16 protein-coding genes and 1 pseudogene are annotated in these 20,847 nt (G+C 72.3%); 7 read left to right on the plus strand and 10 right to left on the minus strand.

Annotated features, from left to right (window positions below):
* Positions 1-368: pseudogene (locus tag ACXAHD_RS23860) on the plus strand (DEAD/DEAH box helicase); the annotation flags it as partial.
* Positions 365-1,573, plus strand: a complete 1,209-nt coding sequence (locus tag ACXAHD_RS23865; RefSeq protein WP_281555735.1) for a class I SAM-dependent methyltransferase — start codon at positions 365-367, stop codon at positions 1,571-1,573. The pseudogene ACXAHD_RS23860 and the gene ACXAHD_RS23865, both read left to right, overlap by 4 nt.
* Here the strand turns inward: ACXAHD_RS23865 and ACXAHD_RS23870 are convergent.
* A complete protein-coding gene (locus ACXAHD_RS23870; RefSeq protein ID WP_475053300.1) occupies positions 1,560-2,546 on the minus strand; it encodes a hypothetical protein in 987 nt (328 codons plus the stop codon). The two genes, ACXAHD_RS23865 and ACXAHD_RS23870, sit on opposite strands and share 14 nt — an antisense overlap.
* 136 nt (positions 2,547-2,682) lie before the next feature.
* On the opposite strand from ACXAHD_RS23870, the gene ACXAHD_RS23875 reads away from it, so the two are divergent.
* Positions 2,683-3,648, plus strand: a complete 966-nt coding sequence (locus tag ACXAHD_RS23875) for a C40 family peptidase (RefSeq protein WP_475053303.1) — start codon at positions 2,683-2,685, stop codon at positions 3,646-3,648.
* 49 nt (positions 3,649-3,697) lie between these two features.
* Here ACXAHD_RS23875 and ACXAHD_RS23880 read toward each other — a convergent pair whose 3' ends face one another.
* A complete protein-coding gene (locus ACXAHD_RS23880; RefSeq protein ID WP_281551941.1) occupies positions 3,698-5,968 on the minus strand; it encodes a DEAD/DEAH box helicase in 2,271 nt (756 codons plus the stop codon).
* Between the two features lie 24 nt (positions 5,969-5,992).
* Entirely contained in the window at positions 5,993-7,108 is a 1,116-nt protein-coding gene (locus ACXAHD_RS23885) for a glycerophosphodiester phosphodiesterase (RefSeq protein ID WP_281551942.1), read from the minus strand.
* A 169-nt stretch (positions 7,109-7,277) separates the two neighbouring features.
* Here ACXAHD_RS23885 and ACXAHD_RS23890 point away from each other — a divergent pair, with 169 nt between their 5' ends.
* Together ACXAHD_RS23890 and ACXAHD_RS23895 are read left to right on the plus strand one after the other, a co-directional pair.
* A complete protein-coding gene (locus ACXAHD_RS23890) occupies positions 7,278-8,612 on the plus strand; it encodes a TrkH family potassium uptake protein (RefSeq protein ID WP_281551943.1) in 1,335 nt (444 codons plus the stop codon).
* Entirely contained in the window at positions 8,605-9,279 is a 675-nt protein-coding gene (locus ACXAHD_RS23895; protein WP_281551944.1) for a potassium channel family protein, read from the plus strand. Before ACXAHD_RS23890 ends, ACXAHD_RS23895 begins: the two co-directional genes overlap by 8 nt.
* A 38-nt stretch (positions 9,280-9,317) precedes the next feature.
* Here ACXAHD_RS23895 and ACXAHD_RS23900 read toward each other — a convergent pair whose 3' ends face one another.
* The 3 genes from ACXAHD_RS23900 to ACXAHD_RS23910 form a co-directional block, all read right to left on the minus strand.
* Positions 9,318-10,907 carry a serine/threonine-protein kinase gene (locus ACXAHD_RS23900; RefSeq protein WP_475053307.1) on the minus strand — a complete coding sequence of 530 codons (1,590 nt, stop codon included), beginning with the start codon at positions 10,905-10,907 and terminating at the stop codon, positions 9,318-9,320.
* A gap of 48 nt (positions 10,908-10,955) precedes the next feature.
* Positions 10,956-12,527: a fused MFS/spermidine synthase gene (locus tag ACXAHD_RS23905; RefSeq protein WP_281551946.1), complete on the minus strand. Its 1,572-nt coding sequence runs from the start codon at positions 12,525-12,527 to the stop codon at positions 10,956-10,958.
* A gap of 156 nt (positions 12,528-12,683) precedes the next feature.
* Positions 12,684-13,709: a coiled-coil domain-containing protein gene (locus ACXAHD_RS23910; RefSeq protein WP_281551947.1), complete on the minus strand. Its 1,026-nt coding sequence runs from the start codon at positions 13,707-13,709 to the stop codon at positions 12,684-12,686.
* 290 nt (positions 13,710-13,999) lie between these two features.
* On the opposite strand from ACXAHD_RS23910, the gene ACXAHD_RS23915 reads away from it, so the two are divergent.
* The gene (locus ACXAHD_RS23915) at positions 14,000-14,293 is read left to right on the plus strand and encodes a DUF2218 domain-containing protein (RefSeq protein WP_281551948.1); all 294 of its coding nucleotides are present in this window, start codon (positions 14,000-14,002) and stop codon (positions 14,291-14,293) included.
* On the opposite strand, the gene ACXAHD_RS23920 is transcribed toward ACXAHD_RS23915, so the two are convergent.
* Genes ACXAHD_RS23920 through ACXAHD_RS23935 form a run of 4 tightly spaced genes read right to left on the minus strand, consistent with a single transcriptional unit; the run spans position 14,294 to position 18,398 of the window.
* Complete coding sequence (locus ACXAHD_RS23920; protein WP_281551949.1) at positions 14,294-15,094, minus strand: inositol monophosphatase family protein; 801 nt, start codon at positions 15,092-15,094, stop codon at positions 14,294-14,296. It lies immediately after the preceding gene.
* Between the two features lie 3 nt (positions 15,095-15,097).
* Positions 15,098-15,547: a response regulator gene (locus ACXAHD_RS23925; protein ID WP_281551950.1), complete on the minus strand. Its 450-nt coding sequence runs from the start codon at positions 15,545-15,547 to the stop codon at positions 15,098-15,100.
* Positions 15,547-17,175, minus strand: a complete 1,629-nt coding sequence (locus ACXAHD_RS23930) for a sensor histidine kinase (RefSeq protein ID WP_475053310.1) — start codon at positions 17,173-17,175, stop codon at positions 15,547-15,549. The genes ACXAHD_RS23925 and ACXAHD_RS23930 overlap by 1 nt, the downstream gene beginning before the upstream one ends.
* The gene (locus ACXAHD_RS23935) at positions 17,172-18,398 is read right to left on the minus strand and encodes a PP2C family protein-serine/threonine phosphatase (protein WP_475053312.1); all 1,227 of its coding nucleotides are present in this window, start codon (positions 18,396-18,398) and stop codon (positions 17,172-17,174) included. The genes ACXAHD_RS23930 and ACXAHD_RS23935 overlap by 4 nt, the downstream gene beginning before the upstream one ends.
* A 208-nt stretch (positions 18,399-18,606) precedes the next feature.
* Between ACXAHD_RS23935 and ACXAHD_RS23940 the strand changes: the two genes are divergently transcribed.
* The coding region (locus ACXAHD_RS23940; protein ID WP_475053314.1) for a M28 family peptidase at positions 18,607-20,847 on the plus strand (2,241 nt) is incomplete at its 3' end.

Raw genomic sequence — 20,847 nt, forward strand, 5'->3', positions numbered from 1 at the left:
CCGAGCGCGGAGCGCGCGGTGACAGCCGGGGCCGGCGGTCGTCGAGGTCCCGTCGCTCCGCCGCGCCGGACGACGCCGACCGGTCCACCGCCACCGCGACGACCGCCGGTGAGGACGGTCCCCCGGCCAGCCGCCGGCCGCGTCGTCGACGGCGCGGCGGTCAGGTCGTCAACGGCGGTGCCGGCACCGACTCCGGAGCTGCGTCCACCGACGGTACGGAGATCGCGGCCGCCGCCACGTCGGACGGCGGCTCGGGCGGTTCGACGCGCCGCCGCCGACGCCGCCGGGGTGGCTCCGGCGGAGCCGGCCGGGCCGAGCAAGTCGGCGGAGCCGGCCGGGCCGAGCAGGGCAGCGGCGGCGAAAACTGACTCGATCCCTCGCCGACGCCCTCGACGACGTCCGGGCGCTGCTGCTCAGCCCGCAGCTCACCCGGGCGGTCGCCGCCGGGCGTCGGCGCAACGCCGCCCCGTCGGTCGTTCGGGCCGAACTCCGGCCGGTCGCCCTGCGGGCCGGTACCCACCTGCAGATCGTCACCAACGACGGCACCCGTCCGGTGACCCGTAACCTGCCGCCGGGTGCCCCCGCCGAAGCCGCAGTCGACCAGCTGCTCGCCGAGCCGTTCGGCAACTGGCACGTCGAGACCAGCACCAGCACCCTGCAGCTGCGGGTGACCAAGAAGGGCACCGCGCAGGTGCACCGGTCGACCGCCGACCGGACCGACACCGGCCCCGGCGACCACGACCGGGCCAAGCGGTACCTGCTGGATCCGGACGACCCGCTGTTCGCCGCGATCGGTGCCAACGCCGCGAAACGCCGCCAGGTCGACGCGTTCCTGCGGGCGCTCGCCGCCACCCTGCCCGACCCGCTACCCGCCGGGCCGCTGCACGTCGTCGACCTGGGCTGCGGCAACGCCTATCTGACCTTCGCCGCCTACCGCTACCTGGTCTCCCGCGGCGGGCAGCCGGTGGTGACCGGCGTCGACGTCCGCGAGGACCAGCGGCGGCGCAACACCGCGCTGGCCGACCAGCTCGGCTGCGCCGGGCAGGTCCGGTTCGTCGCCGGCACCATCCGGCAGGCACCGGTCGAGCCGGCGCCGGACCTGGTGCTGGCGTTGCACGCCTGCGACACCGCCACCGACGAGGCGCTGGCCCGGGCCGTCGACTGGCAGGCCCGGTGGGTGCTGGCCGCGCCCTGCTGCCACCACGACATCGCCGCCCAGCTGCGCCGGCAGCCGGCACCGCAGCCGTACGGGCCGCTGGTCTCCGCCGGCATCCTGCGGGAACGGTTCGCCGACGTGCTCACCGACACGCTGCGGGCGACCCTGCTGCGGGCGTACGGCTACCGGGTGGACGTGGTCGAGTTCATCGACTCCCAGCACACGCCGCGCAACCTGCTGCTGCGGGCCCGGCGTGGCGGCGTACCGGACCGACGCGAGCAGCACCGGGCCTACCGGGCGCTGGTCGACCAGTGGGCGGTGACCCCCCGGCTGCAGACCCTGCTGCCGGCGCCGCCGGACACCGCCGGGTCCGCTGTGTCGGACGCCGCCGGGGCGACCGTGGTCAGTCGACCGTGACGGTGAACTCGGCGGTGTGCACCTCGCCGGCCACCTGGAAGTCCAGGAACATCCGGTAGTCACCGGGGCTCGGGGCGGTCAGCCAGAACTTCACCGCGCCGTCGACCAGCTCGGCCTCCGGATGCACGTGCAGATAGCCGAGGTCGCCGTCGCGCAGCGCGACCAGATGCCCGTACGCGCCGAGGTAGGGCTCCAGCGTCGGAGACTGGCCGGCCTGGCCCACCTCGAACAGCAGCGGCGTCACCACCCCGCGCTGTGCGACCCCGCGCATCCGTACGGTGAAGTCGTCCACCTCGGTGGTGTCGGCGGCGGCCGGCAGGTCGGTCGGCAGGTACTCGCCGGCCACCACGAGGTCGACGCCGAGCGTCAACGCGACCGGCGTACCGTCGGAGTCGCGCAGGGTGAAGTCGGTGTAGAGCCGCCAGATGCCGGCGGCGGCCAGCCGGACCGGGACGCTCCAGGTGCCGTCCGGTGCCATCGTCGGGTGCAGATGCTGGTAGCCGGTCAGATCCCGGCGGGCGATGATCAGGTGCATCGACTTGTCGTGCACCACGTCGAAGGCGGTGACCGGCCGCTGATCGGCGTCGACGATCTGGAAGCGCAGGTCGACCTGCTCGCCGACCGGCAGCTGCCGCCGCACCGGCACCAGGGTGTAGCCGCCGACGCTGACCGACAGGCCGGACACCTGGTCACCGCCGTCGGTGCCGTCGGTGCCGTCGTGCACATGCGGTGTGGTCCCGGGCGGGTGGGTGTGGTCGGCGGCGCCGGCCGCGTACTGGGTGCCGATGCTGGTCGGGGCGGTCACCGCCCGACCCAGGGCGAACCCGGCGAGCATCGCGAGCACGACGGCGGCGACCCCGGTCGCCAGCCGCACGGTGGACGTCCCCGGCCCCGCCGGGTCTGCCTGATCCGTCGACTCAGCCGGGTCTGTCGGGCCCGTCGGATCGCCGGCACCGGTCACTGTTTCTCCCACCTCGCCGACGGTAGTCGCTGCTGGCCGGCAACGCCTCGGCCGGGTCGTCGGCTGGTCGTCGACTGGTTGTCGGCTGTGTCGTCAGCCGTGGCTTCCGCAACGCACCGTCGTTGTACCATCCGTGACCGTTAATAGCTTGGCAAGTAGGGCAGCCGCCCTCGTCACCGCTGTAACCGCCACGTTGCTGCCGGCTCCGGCCCAGGCGCAGGCCTCGATCGCCGAGTTGGACCGGCGGATCGACCAGGCGGCCCACCAGTTGGAGACGGTGGTCGAGCAGTACAACGAGATCCGGCTGGATCTGCGCCACAACCAGGAACGCGCTGGTGGACTCAGCGAAACGATCACCGAACTGGACCGGCAGCTCGCGTTCCGACACGACCAGGTCGGTCAACTCGCGGCCAGCAACTACCGGGTGAACGGTGCCCGACCCGTCGCCACCCTGCTGTCCACCGCGTCGGCGGAACACTTCGTCGACCAGCTGCTCATCGCCGACGTGATCAACCGCGACAACGAGCGGACGATCGCCGAGCTGCGCGACACCCGCGACCGCAGCGAAGCGGCGCGCCGGACGGCGAACGCGCTGATCGAGCAGCAGTTGCTGCAGCAGGAGCAGCTGTCCGCGACGCAGCGGCAGATCGAGTCGGACATCCGGGCGCTGACCGAGCTGCGGGACCGCCAGCAGGCGCTGCTGAGCCGGTCCGGCGCCGCCACCGCCGACCGCAGCCCGGCCGACCCACTGCCCGAGGCGGCGACCGGCAGCGCGGCCAGCGTCGTCGCCTTCGCCCACGCCCAGCTCGGCAAGCCGTACCGGTGGGGGTCGGCCGGGCCGCACTCGTACGACTGCTCCGGGCTGACCTCGGCGGCCTGGGCGAAGGCCGGGGTGCAGCTGCCACACAACGCCCGCCGGCAGTTCGGCACCGTCACCCGCATCGGCCGCGCCCAGCTCCGCCCCGGTGACCTGGTCTTCTTCTACAGCAACGTGCAGCACGTCGGGATCTACATCGGGGCCGCCCAGATGATCCACGCGCCGCGGCACGGTGAAGTGGTCCGCGTCGACAAGATCGACCGGATGCCGATCAAGGGCTACGGCCGGCCGGGCTGACTCGGATCAGGCTGACCGGGCCGGGCGACCCCGTCCCGCTCGGACCGGGTCAGTTCGTGGTGGCGAGGGCGAACGGCAGCACCGCCGGGGCGCCGGAGCGCCGCAGCAGCCGGGCCACGGCGGTCAACGTCCAGCCGGTGTCGACCAGGTCGTCGACCAGCAGCACCGGGCCGGTCAGCCCGGACAGCGCCGCAGCCAGCTCCGGCGGCGCGGCGAACGCGTCGTGGACGGTACGGACCCGTTGCGCGCTGTTGCCCCGGCCCTGAGCCGACGGCGGCTCGGCCCAGGCCGGCTCGACCGAGCCGAGCAGCGGCAGCCGACCGACCTCGGCGATCCGTCGGGCGGTGCTGGCCACCAGCTCCGGGTGGGTCCGGGAGGCGACCGCCACCACCCCGACCGGTCGGGCCGGCCACGGTTGGGTGCCGCGCGCCCACTCGCGGAGCACGTCGATCACCGCACCGGCGACGTCGGCCGGCAGCACGGTGTCCGGCCGGCCGGCGGCGAGCAGGTCCCGCAGCCGGCTACCCCACCCCAGGTCGGACAGCCGCCCGACGGCCCGGCCGGGCAGTGCCTGCTCGTCGGGGCCGATCTTGCCGCGCAGCGGTACGCCGACCGCCTCCAGCCCGGTCGGCCAGAGCTTCTTCGGGGGGATCTCCACTCCGGCCCGGCCGAGGAAGGTCTCGGCGGCGCGCAGCGCGTCCGGGCTCACCTCGGACGGCAGCCACCCGCCGGCGCAGCGGTCGCAGCGCCCGCACGGCTGGGCCTGCGGGTCGTCCAGGCAGTGGCGGAGGAACTCCATCCGGCAGCCGGGTCGGCCGGCCGGCGGGGCGGTGTCGGCCGGTACCGCGTACTCCTGCATGATCTGCTGTTCGGCGGTGCGGGCCTGGGCCACCCGGTGCAGCCGGGCGGCGTCGTAGTGCCACGGCTCGCCGGTGGCGACCCAGCCGCCGCGCACCCGGCGCACCGCGCCGTCCACGTCTAGCACCTTGAGCATCAGTTCGAGCCGGGTGCGCCGCAGATCGACGATCGGCTCCAGGGCCTGGGTGGACAGCGGACGACCGGCGTTTTCGAGGGCGGCGAGCACCGAGCGCACCTGTTCCTCGCGGGGGAAGGCCAGTGACGCGAAGTACCGCCAGATCGCCTGATCCTCGGGGCCGGGCAGCAGCACCACGTCGGCGTACCGGTCACCGTCCAGGGCCCGGCCGGCCCGACCCACCTGCTGGTAGTAGGCGATCGGCGACGGCGGCGCGCCGAGGTGCACCACGAAACCGAGGTCCGGCTTGTCGAAACCCATGCCGAGCGCGGACGTCGCCACCAGGGCTTTGATCTTGTTGTCCAGCAGGTCCTGTTCGGCGGCGCGGCGTTGCGCGTCGTCGGACTGGCCGCTGTACGCGGCGACGGCGTAGCCCCGGGAGCGCAGGAACTCGGCGGTCTCGGCGGCGGCCGCGACGGTGAGCGTGTAGACGATGCCGGAGCCGGGCAGCGTTTCCAGGTGGTCGGCGAGCCAGCCGAGCCGGTGCGCGGTGCCGGGCAGGTCGAGCACGGCCAGCCGCAGCGACCGGCGGTCCAGCGGACCGCGCAGCACCAGCGTGTCGCCGAGCCTGCCGTCGGAGGCGGCGTGGTCGTCGTCGGACCGGCTGTCTGCGGTGTCGCCGAGCTGTTCGGCGACGTCGTCGGTGACCCGGGTGTTGGCGGTCGCGGTGGTGGCCAGCACCGGCGTGCCGGGGCGCAGCTCGCGCAGGAAGGTCCGGATCCGCCGGTAGTCGGGGCGGAAGTCGTGCCCCCAGTCCGACACGCAGTGCGCCTCGTCGATGACCAGCAGGCCGGTGGTAGCGGCCAGGCTGGGCAGCACGTTGTCCCGAAAGTCCGGGTTGTTCAGCCGCTCCGGACTGATCAGCAGTACGTCGACGGCGCCGGCCCGGATCTCCGCGCTGACGGTGTCCCACTCGTCGAGGTTGGCGGAGTTGATCGTGCGGGCCTGGATCCCGGCCCGTTCGGCGGCGGCGACCTGGTTGCGCATCAACGCCAGCAGCGGCGAGACGATCACCGTCGGCCCGGCCGGTGCGGTCGGCACCGACCCGGTCGGGGTGGCCGGGTCGGTGCCGGACGAACCGGTGCCGGCGCGCAGCAACGCGGTGGCGATGAAGTAGACCGCCGACTTGCCCCACCCGGTGCGCTGTACGCAGAGCACCCGCCGCCGGTCGACGACCAGCGCCTCGATGGCCCGCCACTGGTCGTCGCGCAACGTCGCGCCCGGCCCGGCCAGCCTGTGCAGCGTCTGCTCGGCGCGGTCGCGCAACTCGGCCCGGTCCACGGTCATGTCGTGGACCGTAGCAAGGACCGTTCAGCGGGTGGCGACGCGGACCGCCACGGCGGTGTCCGGATGGTCGGCGAACAGTCCGTCCAGCCCGAGTCCGTAGAACAGTTCGTACTCTGCGGTGATGTCGCCCCGGGCAGCCGGGTCGGCACCGATGCGGTGGTCGGCCGGCAGGAACTGGTTCTCCGCCCGGAACGTCCAGGCGTGCACCGCCAGCCGGGCCCGGTGGGCGTCGCGGATCAGCGAGGTCGGGGCCAGCAGCGCGCCGTCGGCGTCGCGCGGCACGATCAGGTCCTTGGTGGGCCCGATGGCGTCGGCGTACCGGCTGATCCAGGCGAGCCCGTCCGGGGTGGCCAGGTCGGCGTAGCCGCGCGGGTCACCGGCCACGACGAAGTCGTACGGCCGGCCGCTGCCGCCGAGCAACTGCACCAGCCGCACGTTGGTCATCCGGCTCAGCTTGCGCAGGTTGGCGGTCTCGAAGGACTGGATGAACACCGCATCGGTACGCCGGGTCAGCTTGTTGCGTCGCAGAGTGTCGACCAGTGGCTCCTCCAGCGGCAGCCCGATCGACTGGAAGTAGGTGGGGTGCTTGGTCTCCGGGTAGATGCCGATGGTCCGGCCCAGTCGCCGGCCCTCCGACCGGGCCAGGTCGATGACCTCCTGCAGGGTCGGCACCGTGAACTCACCGTCGAACGCCGTGTTGGTCGGCCGGACCTGCGGCAGTCGCTCCACGGCCCGCAGGGTACGCAGCTCGGCCAGGGTGAAGTCCTCGGTGAACCACCCGGTGACGGAGCGCCCGTCGATGGTCTTGGTTGCCCGCCGATCGGCGAACTCGGCGCGGTCGGCGACGTCGGTGGTGCCCGAGATCTCGTTCTCGTGCCGGGCGACCAGCACCCCGTCGGCGGTCGACACCAGGTCGGGTTCGATGTAGTCGGCGCCTTGACGGATCGCCAGCCGGTACGCCTCCAGGGTGTGTTCCGGCCGGTAGCCGCTGGCCCCGCGGTGTGCGATGACCAGTGGTTTCGGCTCGGCCTGCGGCGGCTTGCCGCGGGCCGCCGGGTCGGTCGCGGTGGCGGCGGACGGGATCGCCATGGTGGCCAGCAGGGTGCCGGCAAGCAGCATGATCGGCAGAGTACGCGACAACGTCGTCTCCTCACAGGGGTGTCGCAGGGCGTCGTCGGCGTCAGTGAAGACGCCCCGGGCGACGGGCGGGAGACCGGTGGGCGACGGGCGGTCGGTGACCGGCTGACCACTACATGAATGCCGATCAATCTCTGATAATTTCGGCTTTTGCAGTGGTATGACATCTTTGATGCGCCGGCCGCTGCGAAACCCCGCCCGGATCGTGCCGATCGCGTTCCTCGGGGCGATCGCCGTGGGCACCGTACTGATGATGGTGCCGGCCAGCCGCCAGGGACCCGACGCGGCGCCCTTCGTCACAGCCCTGTTCACCGCCACCTCGGCGGTCTGCGTGACCGGGCTGGCCGTCACCGACACCCCGGCCTACTGGTCACCGCTCGGCCTGGTGCTGATCACCCTGCTCACCCAGCTCGGCGGCTTCGGGATCATGTCGCTGGCCACCCTGCTCGGCCTGCTGGTGTCCCGCCGGCTGGGGCTGCGCAGCCGGCTCACGGCGCAGGCCGAGACCAACAGCCTCGCGCTGTCCGACATCCGGCGGGTGCTGCTGCGGATCGCGGCGACGATGCTCGGCGCCGAAACAGCGATCGCCCTCGTCCTGGCCGCCCGGCTGTGGCTGCACTACGACTACCCGCCGCCCCGGGCCCTGTGGTACGGGCTGTTCCACGCCGTCCAGGCGTTCAACAACGGCGGCTTCGCCCTCTACTCCGACGGGCTGGTCCAGTTCGTCGGCGACTGGTGGATCTGCCTGCCGCTGATCGTCGGCGTGGTGGTCGGCGGGCTCGGCTTCCCGGCCCTGTTCGAGCTGGCCCGCGAGCGCAGCCGGCCGCGGCGCTGGTCGGTGCACACCCGGCTGACCGTGTGGGGCACGTTGGCGCTGATCGGCATCGGCTTCGTCAGCATGCTCACCTTCGAGTGGGCCAACCCGCGTACCCTGGGCCCGCTCGACCTGCCGGAGAAGCTGTTGGCCGCGCTGTTCCAGGACGTGATGACCCGGTCCGGCGGGTTCAACACGGTCGACCTGGGAGAGTTCAACCCGGAGACGACGGCGGCCTCCATCGGAATGATGTTCATCGGCGGTGGCAGCGCCAGCACCGCCGGCGGGATCAAGGTGACCACCTTCTTCCTGCTCGCCTTCGTCATCTGGTCGGAGCTGCGCGGCGAGCACGACGTGGTGATCGGCCGACGCCGGATCGCGGCGGCCAGCCAGCGTCAGGCGCTGACCGTCGCGCTGATCGGCGTGGCGTTGGTCGGGGCCGGCACCCTGGCCCTGATCAGCCTGACCGACGACATCGGCGGTGAACAGGCGCTGTACGAGGTGACGTCGGCGTTCGGCACGACCGGGCTGTCCACCGGGATCACCGGCGACCTGCCCGACCCTGCTCAGGTGCTGCTCGTCGTGCTGATGTTCGTCGGCCGGATCGGCAGCGTCACGTTGGGCTCGGCGATCGCGTTGAACACCCGGCGGCGACGGTTCCACTACCCGGAGGAGCGACCCATCGTTGGCTGACCGTACCGGCACCAGGTCCACCCGGACCGTGGTCATCATCGGGCTCGGCCGGTTCGGCGGCCAGGTCGCCGACTCGATGCTGCGGATGGGTTTCGACGTGCTCGGCGTCGATTCCAATCCGGCGGTGGTCCAGCGGTGGGCAGACCGGCTCACCTACGTGGTGCAGGCCGACTCGACCGACACCGAGGCGCTGCGTCAGCTGGGTCTGCGGGACTTCCAGCGGGTGGTGGTCGGCATCGGCTCGGATGTCGAGGCCAGCGTGTTGACCGTGCTCAGCCTCGCCGAGATCGGCGTCACCGAGGTCTGGGCCAAGGCGGTCTCCGGCAAGCACGGCAAGATCCTGCGTTCCGTCGGCGCCCGGCACGTCATCTACCCGGAGGCCGCGATGGGCGACCGGGTGGCGCACCTGATCACCAGCAAGATGCTCGATTTCATCGAGTTCGACGACGGCTTCTCGATCGCCGAGACCCGGCTGCCGAGTGGTACGGCGGGCCGGCGGCTCGGTGAGACCGACATCCGGTCGCGGTACGGAGTGACCGTGATCGGGGTGAAGATGCCGGGGGAACGGTTCACCTACGCCGACCGGGAGACCGAACTTCGTGACGGCGCCCTGCTGATCGTCTCCGGCACCACCGAACAGGTTCAGCGGTTCGCCGCCGCCACCTGACCCGTACCCGCACCGGAGCCGTACCGCCGACGGGGGTGCTACCGGACCGGGGACGTGTCGGTGGCAGGCTGACCGGTCGCCGTTTCCAACAGTTCGGTCGTCGCGCCCGCCGCCTGTCCGGCGACCGCCGCGACGGACACGTCGCAGATCAGCTCGTCGAGGTGGAACTCCAGCGGCAGCGTGTTGACCCCGTCGTAGTCACCCGCCAGCTGGAGCTGTGCGGTCGCCCCCGGGGCCAGGGTGGTGGCGTCGGCCGCAGGCCGCAGCCGTACGTCGCCGCCCTGCTGTTCCCACTGCCCGCCCCGCACCGCGGTGAGCCGTTGGGTGCCGGGGAAGGCGAAGCGCAGAGACCAGTCGGTCAGCTCGGCGGAACCGGTGTTGGTGACGGTGGCCGCAGCGACAAACTCCCGTCCGGAGTCGCCGCGCACCGTGTATTCGACCCGGCAGGGCGCCGAGGACTGGGCGGCGAGCCCGAAGTCCGGCGGCGCGGCCACCGCCTCGCGGAACCGGTCGGTGGCGGGTGTGGCACCGGCTCCGGCCCAGACCAGGGCGCTGAGCATCATCAGGCCGACCCCGATCACCACGGCTTCCGCGCGGCGCTGCACCCATGAGGTCCGCAGCCGGCGACGCCGGCCGATGCCGGTCGGGACCGGCAGATCCAGCCCGGTGACCTCGAGCCCGCAGGTGACATCGACGCCGACCGGGGGCGGGCCGTCGTCGGCGGCAATGTCGGTGTCGGAGCCCGGCCGGTTCGGCAGCGGCGCGACCATCGACGGCGACAGCCCGGCGGCGACCCCGACGGCGGCGGCCAGCGTCTTCGCCACCTCCTCGCTGGTCGGCCGGTCCGCCGGGCACTTGGCCAGGCACCGCAGGGTGAGGTCGACCACCTCCGCCGGCAGTCCGGCGACCGGTGGCATCGGGTCGGGCACGGTGTGCAGGTGTGCCCGCAGCATCTGGGTGACGCTCGCGGCCTGCCAGGGCAGCCGGCCGGTGAGTGAGCGGTAGAGCAGCAGGCCGACGGCGTACACGTCGGTGGCCGGTGAGACCTGGCCGCCGTTGAGGCGCTCCGGCGCCAGGTACGCCGGGGTGCCGAGCAGGTTGCCGTCCGGGCCGACGTCGCTTTCGCCGGCCAACGCGGAGATGCCGAAGTCGACGACCTTTGCTCCCGTGCTGGTCAGCATGACGTTGGCCGGGGTGACATCGCGGTGGACGACGCCGGTGGCGTGCGCGGCGGCCAGCGCCGAGGCGACCTCGGCGCAGGCCACCACCGCGGCCCGCCAGGACAGAATGTGTTCCCGACGCAGCCGGGCGGCCAGCGACTCGCCGTCCACCAGTTCCATCACCACGTACGGCAGGGTGGCTGCGTCCCGGACGGCTTCGCCGTAGTCGTAGACGTTGGTGATGTGCGGGTGGCACAGCCGGGCGGCGGCCTGCGCCTCCACCCGGATCCGGTGGCGGAACACCTGGTCCGGGGCGTACTGCGGAGCGAGGACCTTGATCGCGACCTGCCGGTCGAGGATCTCGTCGTAACCACGCCAGACCACCGACGTCCCGCCGGTGCCGAGCCGTTCGATCAGCCGGTACCGGTCACCGAGCAGTTGCCCGCAGTCGTTCGCCACCCCACCCATGACTCCCGAGTTGCCCGATCTGGCCCGAGCTACACCTGCGGAACCGCATCAGGGGGCGACGAGCAGCTGGTCGACCGGGGCATAGTCGTCGGTGAGCGGCTGCGCACCGGCCACGAAATCGGTCAGCTCGTCCCCGGCGAGCAGATCGAACTCGGCACCGACCGAAGCGGTCAACCGGGCCCGTACCTCGTCCAACGGCAGTGGCCGGTCGGCGGCGAGGATGACGAAGTTGCTGCCGCTGAGCCGGGTCGCCGCCCCCGGCCGGGTGATCAGCGCCACCTCGGGGAACTCGGCCGCGACGGTGGCCACCTCGGCCTGGATGAACCGCAGCGGCGGGTAGTCGATCACGTTCTGCAGGTAGCTGCCGCCTGGTCGGACCACCCGGCGGATCTCGGCGGCCATCTCCCGGGTGGCCAGGTGCCAGGGCACCACCAGGTGCCCGAACGCGTCCCCGACGACCACGTCGACGCTGTCCGTGGGCAGGTCGGTGACCAGGATCCGGGCGTCGCCGACCACCACGGCCAGGTCGGGACCCGGCTGCACGTCGAGCTCCCGCACGCCCAGGTCGACCAGTCCACCGTCGATCTCGTAGACGGTGTTGCGGGTGCCCGGCCGGGTGGCGCTGAGGTACCGGGGCATGGTGAAGCCGCCGCCGCCGAGGTGCAGCGCGTCGAGCGGTTCCCCGGGTGGGGCGGTCACGTCGAGGGCGGCACCGATCCACCTGGTGTAGGCGAACTCCAGGTGGGTGGGGTCGTCGAGGTCCACGTACGAGTGGCGGGCCGAGTTGAGCAGCAGCAGCCGGCCGGAGCCGCGGTCCGGATCGGCCTGCACGGTGGCGCAGTGGTACTCGGTCTCCACATCGCACGGGTCGGGTGCGGCAACGGCGAGGCCGACGGCGAGCAGCCCGATCACGGCGACGGCGGACCGCGTGGCGGTGCCGGTCCGGCCGCCGGGCGCTGCGCCGCCGTCCGCGCCACCGCCGGTGGCGGTGGCGGTGGCGTCGGTGGGTGGCCGGGTGCGGTGCAGATATACCCCGAGGGCGATACCGCTGCCGCCGAGCAGCAGCGCCAGCGTCATCATGATCACGCTGCTGGGTAGCGTGGCGACCAGGAAGAAGCCGGTGCCGAGGGTGGCGGTGATCGCGCCGAGCGTACCGATGCTGGACAGCTTGCCGACCACCTCGCCGGTGCGGTTCAGGTCGCCGAGCTGCAGTTTGATCACCAGTGGGGTGACCGCCGACAGCAGCGCGGCCGGCAGCACGATGGCCACCATGGTGAGCAGCAGGATGCCCACCACGGCGCTGCCGCGCAGCAGTTCACCGGCGTACCGCACCAGTGGGAGGGTGATCGCGGTGGTGATCCCGGCGAGGACCAGCGCGGCCGGCAGCAGCGGGCGGGGGTCGCGCCGGTCGGCGATCCGGCCACCGATCCAGGTGCCGTAGGCGATCGCGGCCAGCGCTACACCGATCACCGCGCTGTTGGTCTGCAGGGTCACTCCGATGTACGGCCCGACCAGCCGCAGCGCGACGATCTCCAGCACCAGTACAGCGCCGCTGGAGACGAAGACCAGCGCGGCGGCCAGGCCGGGCCGCAGCGGCGTGTCCGGTGGTGGCGAGTCCATCGCTGTGATGGTACGCATCCCGCCTGCCGTCCGACGGGCGGTCGAGCGGGATGCAGGGATGGTGGTTCAGAGCATCGACAGATGCACGTGGTTGGGTCAGAGCATCGACAGATGCACGTGGTTGGGTCAGAGCATCGACAGATGCACGTGGTTGGGTCAGAGCATCGACAGATGCACGTGGTTGGTGTGGTCGCCGGCCGGGCTGCCGCCGCCGTTGTAGGCCCGCCAGCCGGTGCCGGGCATCCAGATCTGCCGGTACCAGATGACGTAGAGCACACCGAGCCGGTCGGCGTTGTTGATGTAGTACCCGGCGAGATTGTTGCCGTACGTGCGGTTGCCCCCGGTGGCGGCGCGGTTCTGGAATCCGCCGGCTTCGGCGGAGAAGTCGCAGGCCCGACCCTTGGGGTGCTCGCCGCTGCCGCCGTTGCGGAAGCAGGAGACGTACCGGGTGAATCCGGCGGACTTCGCCTGGTTCAGGGCGTGCAGGGTGCGCGGGGTAATGCAGCCGGAGGTGGTGGGGTCGTCGACGTTGCAGGATTCGGAGGGCCAGGAGCCGTCGGAGTTGCGTGGCGCGGGTTTTGCGGCGGCCGAGGTGGTGCTGACGAATCCGCCGCTTGACTGGCCGCCGACGGCCGCCAGGGCGCGCTCGGCGTCCTGCTTCTTGCGGGCCATGATGGCGACCTGCTTTTCCTGCTCCCGTACCTCGTTGTCGATCGCGGCCTTGGCCCGGGCGGCCTGCTCGTGAGCTTCGGTGAGGGCTCGCAGGTTGCGGCCCTCCCGCTGGGCCATGACCTCCAGCCCGGCGGCGCGGTCCAGCATGTCGGCCGGGGAAGCGCTGTTCAGCAGCATGGTGACCGAGGTCAGCCGCCCCACCCGGTAGGACTCGGCCGCCATCAGCCCGACCTCGTCGGTGAGCGAGACGAGCCGCTCCTGTACGGCGTCGTACTGGGTGGTCAACTCCTTCTGGCGCTTCTTGGAGTTGTCCAGCTTGGCTTTCGCCTCGATGTGCCCCTTGGAAGCGGCTTCCAGGACCTCGCGCAGGCTCTTGTTGTCGCCTTCGTCCGGGGCGTCGGGCGCAGCCGAGGCGACCGGCGCGCCGATCACCAGCGCGATCGCGGTGACCAGCGCAACGAGTGACGCCGCCGCACCGGAGCGCCGCCGGGATACCGTCGTGCCGACCACAGTCGCGTCCTCCTGGATCACATTGTCAGGTCGCGGTCCGTAAACCGGGCACAGCTTACCGGATTTCACCGTTGCCACTGGAACGTCGGCGAGTCGAGCGCATTACCACATCATGCAGATGGCGCGCAGCCAGGCCTGAACTATTACCTGCAGCAATGAACCAATCACGCAAAATCAACACGATTACCGGGCGTGACGCCTGGCGTGTCGCACAGCCATCTCGGCAATGCCGCAGGGGTCAATAAATTAAGCTAGCCTAACCTTATTCACAGTCTCCAGTGAGGATTTCGGTGCCACGTTCCGAGGCTCACGTCCGGACCCCACGGTCGCAACGCCACCTGACCCACCTGTGCGAACATTTCGCCACCGCCGTACCGGTCAAATGGACCGCCGACCAGGGGCTGATCGACTTCGGCTTCGGTACCTGCCGGATCGACGCCACCAACGACAGTCTCACGCTGCACGCCGACAGCGACGACGACATCGGGCTCGCCCGGGTGGAGTACCTCGTCGGCGAACACCTGGAGCGCGCCGGTGCCCGGGAGAGCCTGGCCGTCGACTGGCAGCCGACCGGCGGCGGCTGATCACCCGGCCGGCAGCAGCGCCGCCCGTACCTCCTGCCAGGCCGCGTCGGTCCTGGCCACCAGCAGCCCCGACCGGTCGTCGGTGAAGTCGTACGGGCTGCCGTCCAGCCGCATCGCGACGCCGCCGGTCTCCCGCACCAGCAGCGTGCCCGGCACGTGGTCCCACGGCAGGGTCCGCCAGAACATCGCGAAGTCCTGCTCCCCGGCGGCGATGTCCCAGTGCTCCCGGCCGGCGCAGTGCTGACCGGGCAGCACCGCACCCAACCGCTCACCGCCGGCCTCCACAGCTGCCCGCACCGGCACCGGCAGGTACTCCAACGGCACCGCCCCGCGCAGCCGGTCCACCGGGGGCGCGGTCGTCGGCGGTGCCAGCCGCACCCCGTCCACCCAGCAGCCGGACCCATGCTCGGCCACCACCAGCGACCCGCCCACCGGGTCAAGGATCCAGCTCGCCACCGGCTCACCGGCGGCTAGCAGGGCCACCATCATCACGAACGGCCGACGGCCGGCCGCGTAGTTCGCCGTACCGTCGATCGGGTCGACCAGCCAGACCCGGCCGGCGTCGCGCAACCGACGTAGCAGCCGCGAATCGACGGCGACCGCCTCCTCACCGACCACCACCGACCCCGGTGCCAGCCGCCGCAGCCCGGCCGCGATGAACTCCTCGGCCTGCTGGTCGGCGACGGTGACCAGGTCACCCGGGGCCTTCTCGGTGATGTGTTCGGCGGACAGCTGGTTGAACCAGGGCAGCACCGCCCGCGCCGCCGCTTCCCGCAGCAGCTCACCCACCTCGTCGATCATGTGTCAGCCGCGCGGGGGCAGCTTAACCACGCTGACGAAGAACTCGTCGATCTGCCGGATCACCGCGATGAACCGCTCGAAGTCCACCGGCTTGGTCACGTACGCGTTCGCGTGCAGCTGGTAGGAGCGCAGGATGTCCTCGTCGGCCTGCGAGGTGGTGAGCACCACCACCGGAATCCGGCCCAGGTCGTCGTCCTTCTTTATCTCCTCGAGGACCTCACGGCCGTCGCGCCGGGGCAGGTTCAGGTCGAGCAGGATCAGGTCGGGCAGCACCGCGTCGGCGTACTTGCCCTCCCGGCGCAGGTAGGCCAAGGCCTCGGCGCCGTCCGAGACGACGGTGAGCCGGTTACGGACCTTGTGTTCCTCGAACGCCTCCTGGGTCATCAGCACGTCACCCGGATCGTCCTCGACCAGCAGGACCTCTATCGGGCTCTTGCCGTCCGGTTCGGTCATCACACCTTCGCCTCCTTCTCGGCGCCGCCGTCGGCCGACGCGGCGGACACCGGGTCCGGGCGGGCGGTCACCGGAAGCGTAAAACGAATCGCCGTACCCTGGTCGACCTGGGTGTCAACCCAGATCCGGCCGCCGTGGTACTCGACGATCTTCTTGCCGATCGCCAGCCCGATCCCGGTGCCCGGGTAGGCGTCTTTCGAGTGCAAGCGCTGGAAGATCACGAAGATCTTGTCAGCGAACTCGGCTTCGATCCCGATGCCGTTGTCCCGACAGGTGATCTCCCACTCGCCGGCCAGCTCACGGGCGGAGACCTCCACCCGGGGCGGCACCTGCGGCCGACGGAACTTGAACGCGTTGCTGACCAGGTTCACCAGCAGATTCGTCAGCAACGGCTCCTCGCCGGTGACCACCGGCAGCTCCGACCAGGTCAGCTCGCCGCCGGCGTACTCCCGGCTCGCCTCGGTCTGACCGGCCACCTCGGTCATCACCTTGTTCAGGTCGACGTCGGTGAAGCCGGAGGTCATCCGGCCGATCCGGGAGAACGCCAGCAGGTCGTTGATCAGCCGCTGCATCCGTTGCGCGCCGTCGACAGCGAAGGCGATGTACTGGTCCGCGCGGGCGTCCAGCTGACCGGCGTACCGGCGCTGCAGCAACTGGCAGAAGCTGGCCACCTTGCGCAGCGGCTCCTGCAGGTCGTGCGACGCCACGTAGGCGAACTGCTCCAGGTCACGGTTGGACCGGACCAGCTCCTCGGCCTGCCTCTGCAGTTGGCCGTTCACCCACTCGACCCGTTCCCGGGCCTCACGCACCTCGGCCAGATCTGCGGCGATCTTGCGTCGCATGCCGTCCACGTCGCTGGCCAGCGCGGCCAGCTCCGGCGGCCCGACGTTCGCGATGTCCCGGTGGTACTCGCCGTTGGCCACCTGCCGCACCTGCGCGGCGAGACCGGTGACCGGGCCGATCACCAGCCTGTTCAGCGACATCAGCAGCACCACCCCGGCCAGAACCACCACCGCCGCCGCCACGGCCAGCAGACCCGCCAGGGTCCGGCTGGTCCCCCGGGCGTCCGCCGCGACCCGGTCCCGGACCGTCAGAATGTCCGCCTGCAGCTGGTCGACGTCAACCCGTAGGTCGTCGAAACGTTCCCGGGCAGCGTCGCCGAGCAGCGCCTGCCCGGCATCGGTCCCGTCCGTCTCGACGGCGGCGATCGCCGGCTCGGCGACCAGGTCGCGCCACTGCCGTGCCTGGTCGGCGATGGCCTCGATCTGGCCGCGCAGCGGATCGTCCTCCGCGATCAGACTCAGCATGTGGTCGATCAGCTGCCGTTCCTGCACCGCCCCCTGACGGTACGGCGCGAGATCGGCCGGGTCACCGGACACCGCGTAGCCACGTACCCCGGTCTCCTGGTCGACCAGCACGGTCAGCAGGCTCTCCGCGTCGGTCCGCAGCGGGCCGATCCTGGTGAGCATGGTGTCGATGTGGTCCTGGTTGGCTCGGGCGACCAGCGCCGCGCCGCCGGCCAGGGCCGCCAGCAGTCCACCCACCACGACGCAGAGCAGCGTCACCCGGGCACGCAGCGTCAACCGGCTGGCCCGGGACACCCCGGCCGGTGGCGGAGCGGCGGTCACCGGCCTACGCCCCGGCTGACCAGCAGCATCGCCACGTCATCGGCGAGCGGACCACCGTTGATCTCCTCGGCCCGGCCGACCAGCCAGCCGGGCAGCGCCGGCAGCGGCACGTCCCGGGCCGCCGGCTCGGCCACCAGCCGTTGCAGGCCGGCCACGTCCAGCCGTTCGTCGGAGTCACCGAGCCGCCCCTCGATCAGACCGTCGGTGTACATCAACAGGGACCACTCATCGGCGTCGAACTCCACATCGAAGGCGCGGGGCGGGCGGGGGTGGACGCCGAGCAGCAGGCCGCCCGGGGCGGGCACCGGCGCGACCTGACCGTGGCGGAACAGCAGCGGCGGCGGATGTCCCGCCAACCGTACAGTGGCCCGGTTGGCGGCCAGGTCCAGCCGGACGGCGGCCACCGTCGCGAAGATTTCCCGCAGCCGGCGTTCGCTCATCAGCACCTGCTCCAGCGCCGGCAGCACCGCGTCGTCGGCCACCCCGGCGAGCACCAGCGCCCGCCAGGCGACCCGCAGCTCGACCCCGAGCGCGGCCTCGTCGGCGCCGTGCCCGCAGACGTCGCCGACGATCAGGTCGATCCGCTCGGGCGTGGTCTGCACCACGTCGAAGAAGTCCCCGCCGATCAGCGCGGCGTGCCGACCCGGCCGATAGAAGGTGTGCACCGAAACCTCGTCGGTGTCCATCAGCGGCTGCGGCAGCAGCCCGCGCTCCAGCCGGGCCGACTCGGCCTGCCGCAGCTCGACCTCACGCAGCCGGCGGGCGTTCTCGTCGGCCCGCTTACGCTCCACGGCGTACCGCAGTGCCCGGCTCAGAAGTACCCCGTCGACCTGACCCTTGACCAGGTAGTCCTGGGCGCCTTCGGCGACCGCGCCGATGCCGAGGTGCTCATCCTGCCGGCCGGTGAGCACGCAGACCGCCGCCCGGCCGGCCACCCCGAGCACCCGGCGCAGACCGTCCAGCCCTTGCGCGTCCGGCAGCCCCAGATCGAGCAGGACGCAGTCAACCCCGGCGATCCGCTCCCGGGCCTGGTTCAGGCTGTTCGCCACCACCAGGTCGACCGCCGCCTGCGCCTCCGCCAGCAACTCGCCGACGAGGAACGCGTCGCCCTCGTCGTCCTCGACCAACAGCACCCGCAGCCGCTCCGTCGGTGCGACAGCCACCGGCGGGCCCGGCTCGGACCGAGGATCGGAACGGGGCGGAACGAGTGACGAACCGGTCATGCCGGCCTGCCGCTGGTCCGCCGCCGCGCCAGGTGAGTGTCGATGGTGAGCTCCTTTTCGATGACCCGCTGATCGTCTCCCAGCCGAACAGGGCACACAACAGCAAGCACTTGCACAAAGTAGGCCACCCGGCCGATGCCTGGTTACCCGGCCAGCCCGGATTGGGCAGGATGTAGCCACCCTTACCCACGCAGCGCAGGAGAGCACCATGGGCGTACCCCTTGTCGCCGCCGCCCACCGGGTGTTCGCCCGGCCCCACCGGCGGCCGGCCGCCGCGCTGGCCGCGCTGGCCGCCCTCGGCCTGGTGGCCGCCGCCGCGCTGGTCGACCTGCGTCCACCCGCGCCGCGCGGCGCCGGCGCGCCGGCCAGCGAGTTCAGCGCCGACCGGGCGCACCGGCACATCGAACGGATCGCGCAGCGGCCGCACCCGACCGGCAGCGCCGCCAACGACGACGTCCGCGACTACCTGGTCGACACGCTGACCGCGCTGGGGCTGGCCCCGCAGACCCAGGACGCGGTCGGCGGCGAGGCCGGTCAGCTCAGCGGCGCGGCCAGCGGCGCCACCCTGGCCCGGGTACGCAACGTGGTCGCCCAGATCCCGGGAACCGACCCGACCGGACGGATCGTGCTGGTCACCCACTACGACTCGGTCCAGGTCAGTCCGGGTGCAAACGACGACGGCGCCGGCGTCGGCACCCTGCTGGAGGTGGCCCGTGCCATCACCGAAGGTGACCGGCCGCGCAACGACGTCGTGCTGCTGTTCACCGACGCCGAGGAGGCGTGCCTGTGCGGGGCGGCGGCGTTCGTCGCCGGGCATCCGCTGGCCGACGCCGACGACACCGTGGTGCTCAACCTGGAGGCGCGGGGCAGCGGCGGGCCGGTGGTCACCTTCGAGACGTCCCGCGACAACGCCGCCCTGGTCGACGTGTTCGGCCGCGCCGCCCCGCACCCGATCGGCACGTCGTTCGCCGTCGAGGTCTACCGGCTGCTGCCCAACGACACCGACTTCACCCCGTTCCTGGACGCCGGTTTCGCCGGGCTGAACTCGGCGTACATCGACGGCTCGGCCATCTACCACACCCCGCAGGACACCCCCGCGTCGATGGACCGGGCCAGCCTGCAGCACCACGGCGACAACACCCTCGGCCTGGCCCGCGGGTTCGGCGCGGCGGACATCCCGGCGCTGGCCGCCGACTCCGACGCAACCTACTTTCCCACCCCGCTCGGGCTGGCCCGCTACCCCGGCACACTGACCTGGCCGTTGGCGGTGCTGGCCGCCGTCGCGGTCGGCGTACTGGCGTGGGCGACCCGGCGACGTGGCCGGGCCGACTGGCCGCGACTGGCCGCCGGGTTCGGCCTGGCGGCGATCCCGCTGGTCGCCGCGCCGGCCACCGCGCAACTGCTGTGGACCGTCGTGGTCCGGCTCCGGCCGGAGTACGCCGACCTGCTCGACCCGTACCGGCCGGTGCCGTACCGGCTGGCGGTGCTGGCGCTGACCACGGCCGTGGTTTTCACCTGGTACGCGTTGCTACGACGGCGGGTCGGCCCGGCGGCGCTGGCCGTCGGCGGGCTGGCCTGGCTGACGCTGATCGGCCTGCTGCTCGCCGCACTCGCCCCCGGCGGGTCGTACCTGGCGACGCTGCCGGCCCTGGCCGGCACGGCCGGTTGCCTGGTCGCGCTGTCGCTGCGGACAACCGGTCCGTGGCCGGTGGTGGCGCTGGCCGCCGGGGCGACGGTCGGCGTGCTGTTGCTGGCACCGACGGTGGTACTGCTCTTCCCGGCGCTGGGCATGGGTCTGGCCGCAGCCGCCGCGTTCGTCGCGACGCTGCTGGCGTTGGCTGCGCTGCCGGTGCTGGACCTGCTGCTGCCGCAGGCCGGCGGGCAGCGCGGCGTCGCCGCGGTCCGGGCCCGCCGGGCCGGGCCGGTGCCAGCGGTCGCCGCCGGGCTCGCCGCGCTGATGCTCGCCGTGGTCGGCTTCGTAGTGGACCGGTTCGACGCCGACCATCCGGTACCCACCCAGCTGATGTACGCGCTGGACACCGACACCGGCGAGGCCCGCTGGTTGAGCTGGGAGACCCGGCCGCAGCCGTGGACCGCCGGGTACGTCGACCAGGCCGCCTCGGTGGCGGACGAGTTTCCGCTGATCGGCGACCATCCGCTGCGTACCGGGCCGGCCGAGGCGGCGGACCTGCCGGCGCCGGCGCTGGACCTGCTCGACGACAGCGGGGTGGCCGCCGACGGGCGGCGTACCCTGCGGTTGCGCCTGCTGCAGCAGCGGCCGGTCCGGCTGGTGGGGCTGCACGTGGCGGCCGGCGGGCCCGAGGTGGTGTCGGCGACGGTCGCCGGCCGGGGGGGGGGGGGGGGGGGGGTGAGAAACCCCCCCCGCTACGCGCGCAGGTTGTGGGGGAGCGTTCCCCCCCCCCCCCCCCCCCACACGGGGGGTGGTTTT

The organism is Micromonospora sp. ABR4_055 (assembly GCF_056160425.1).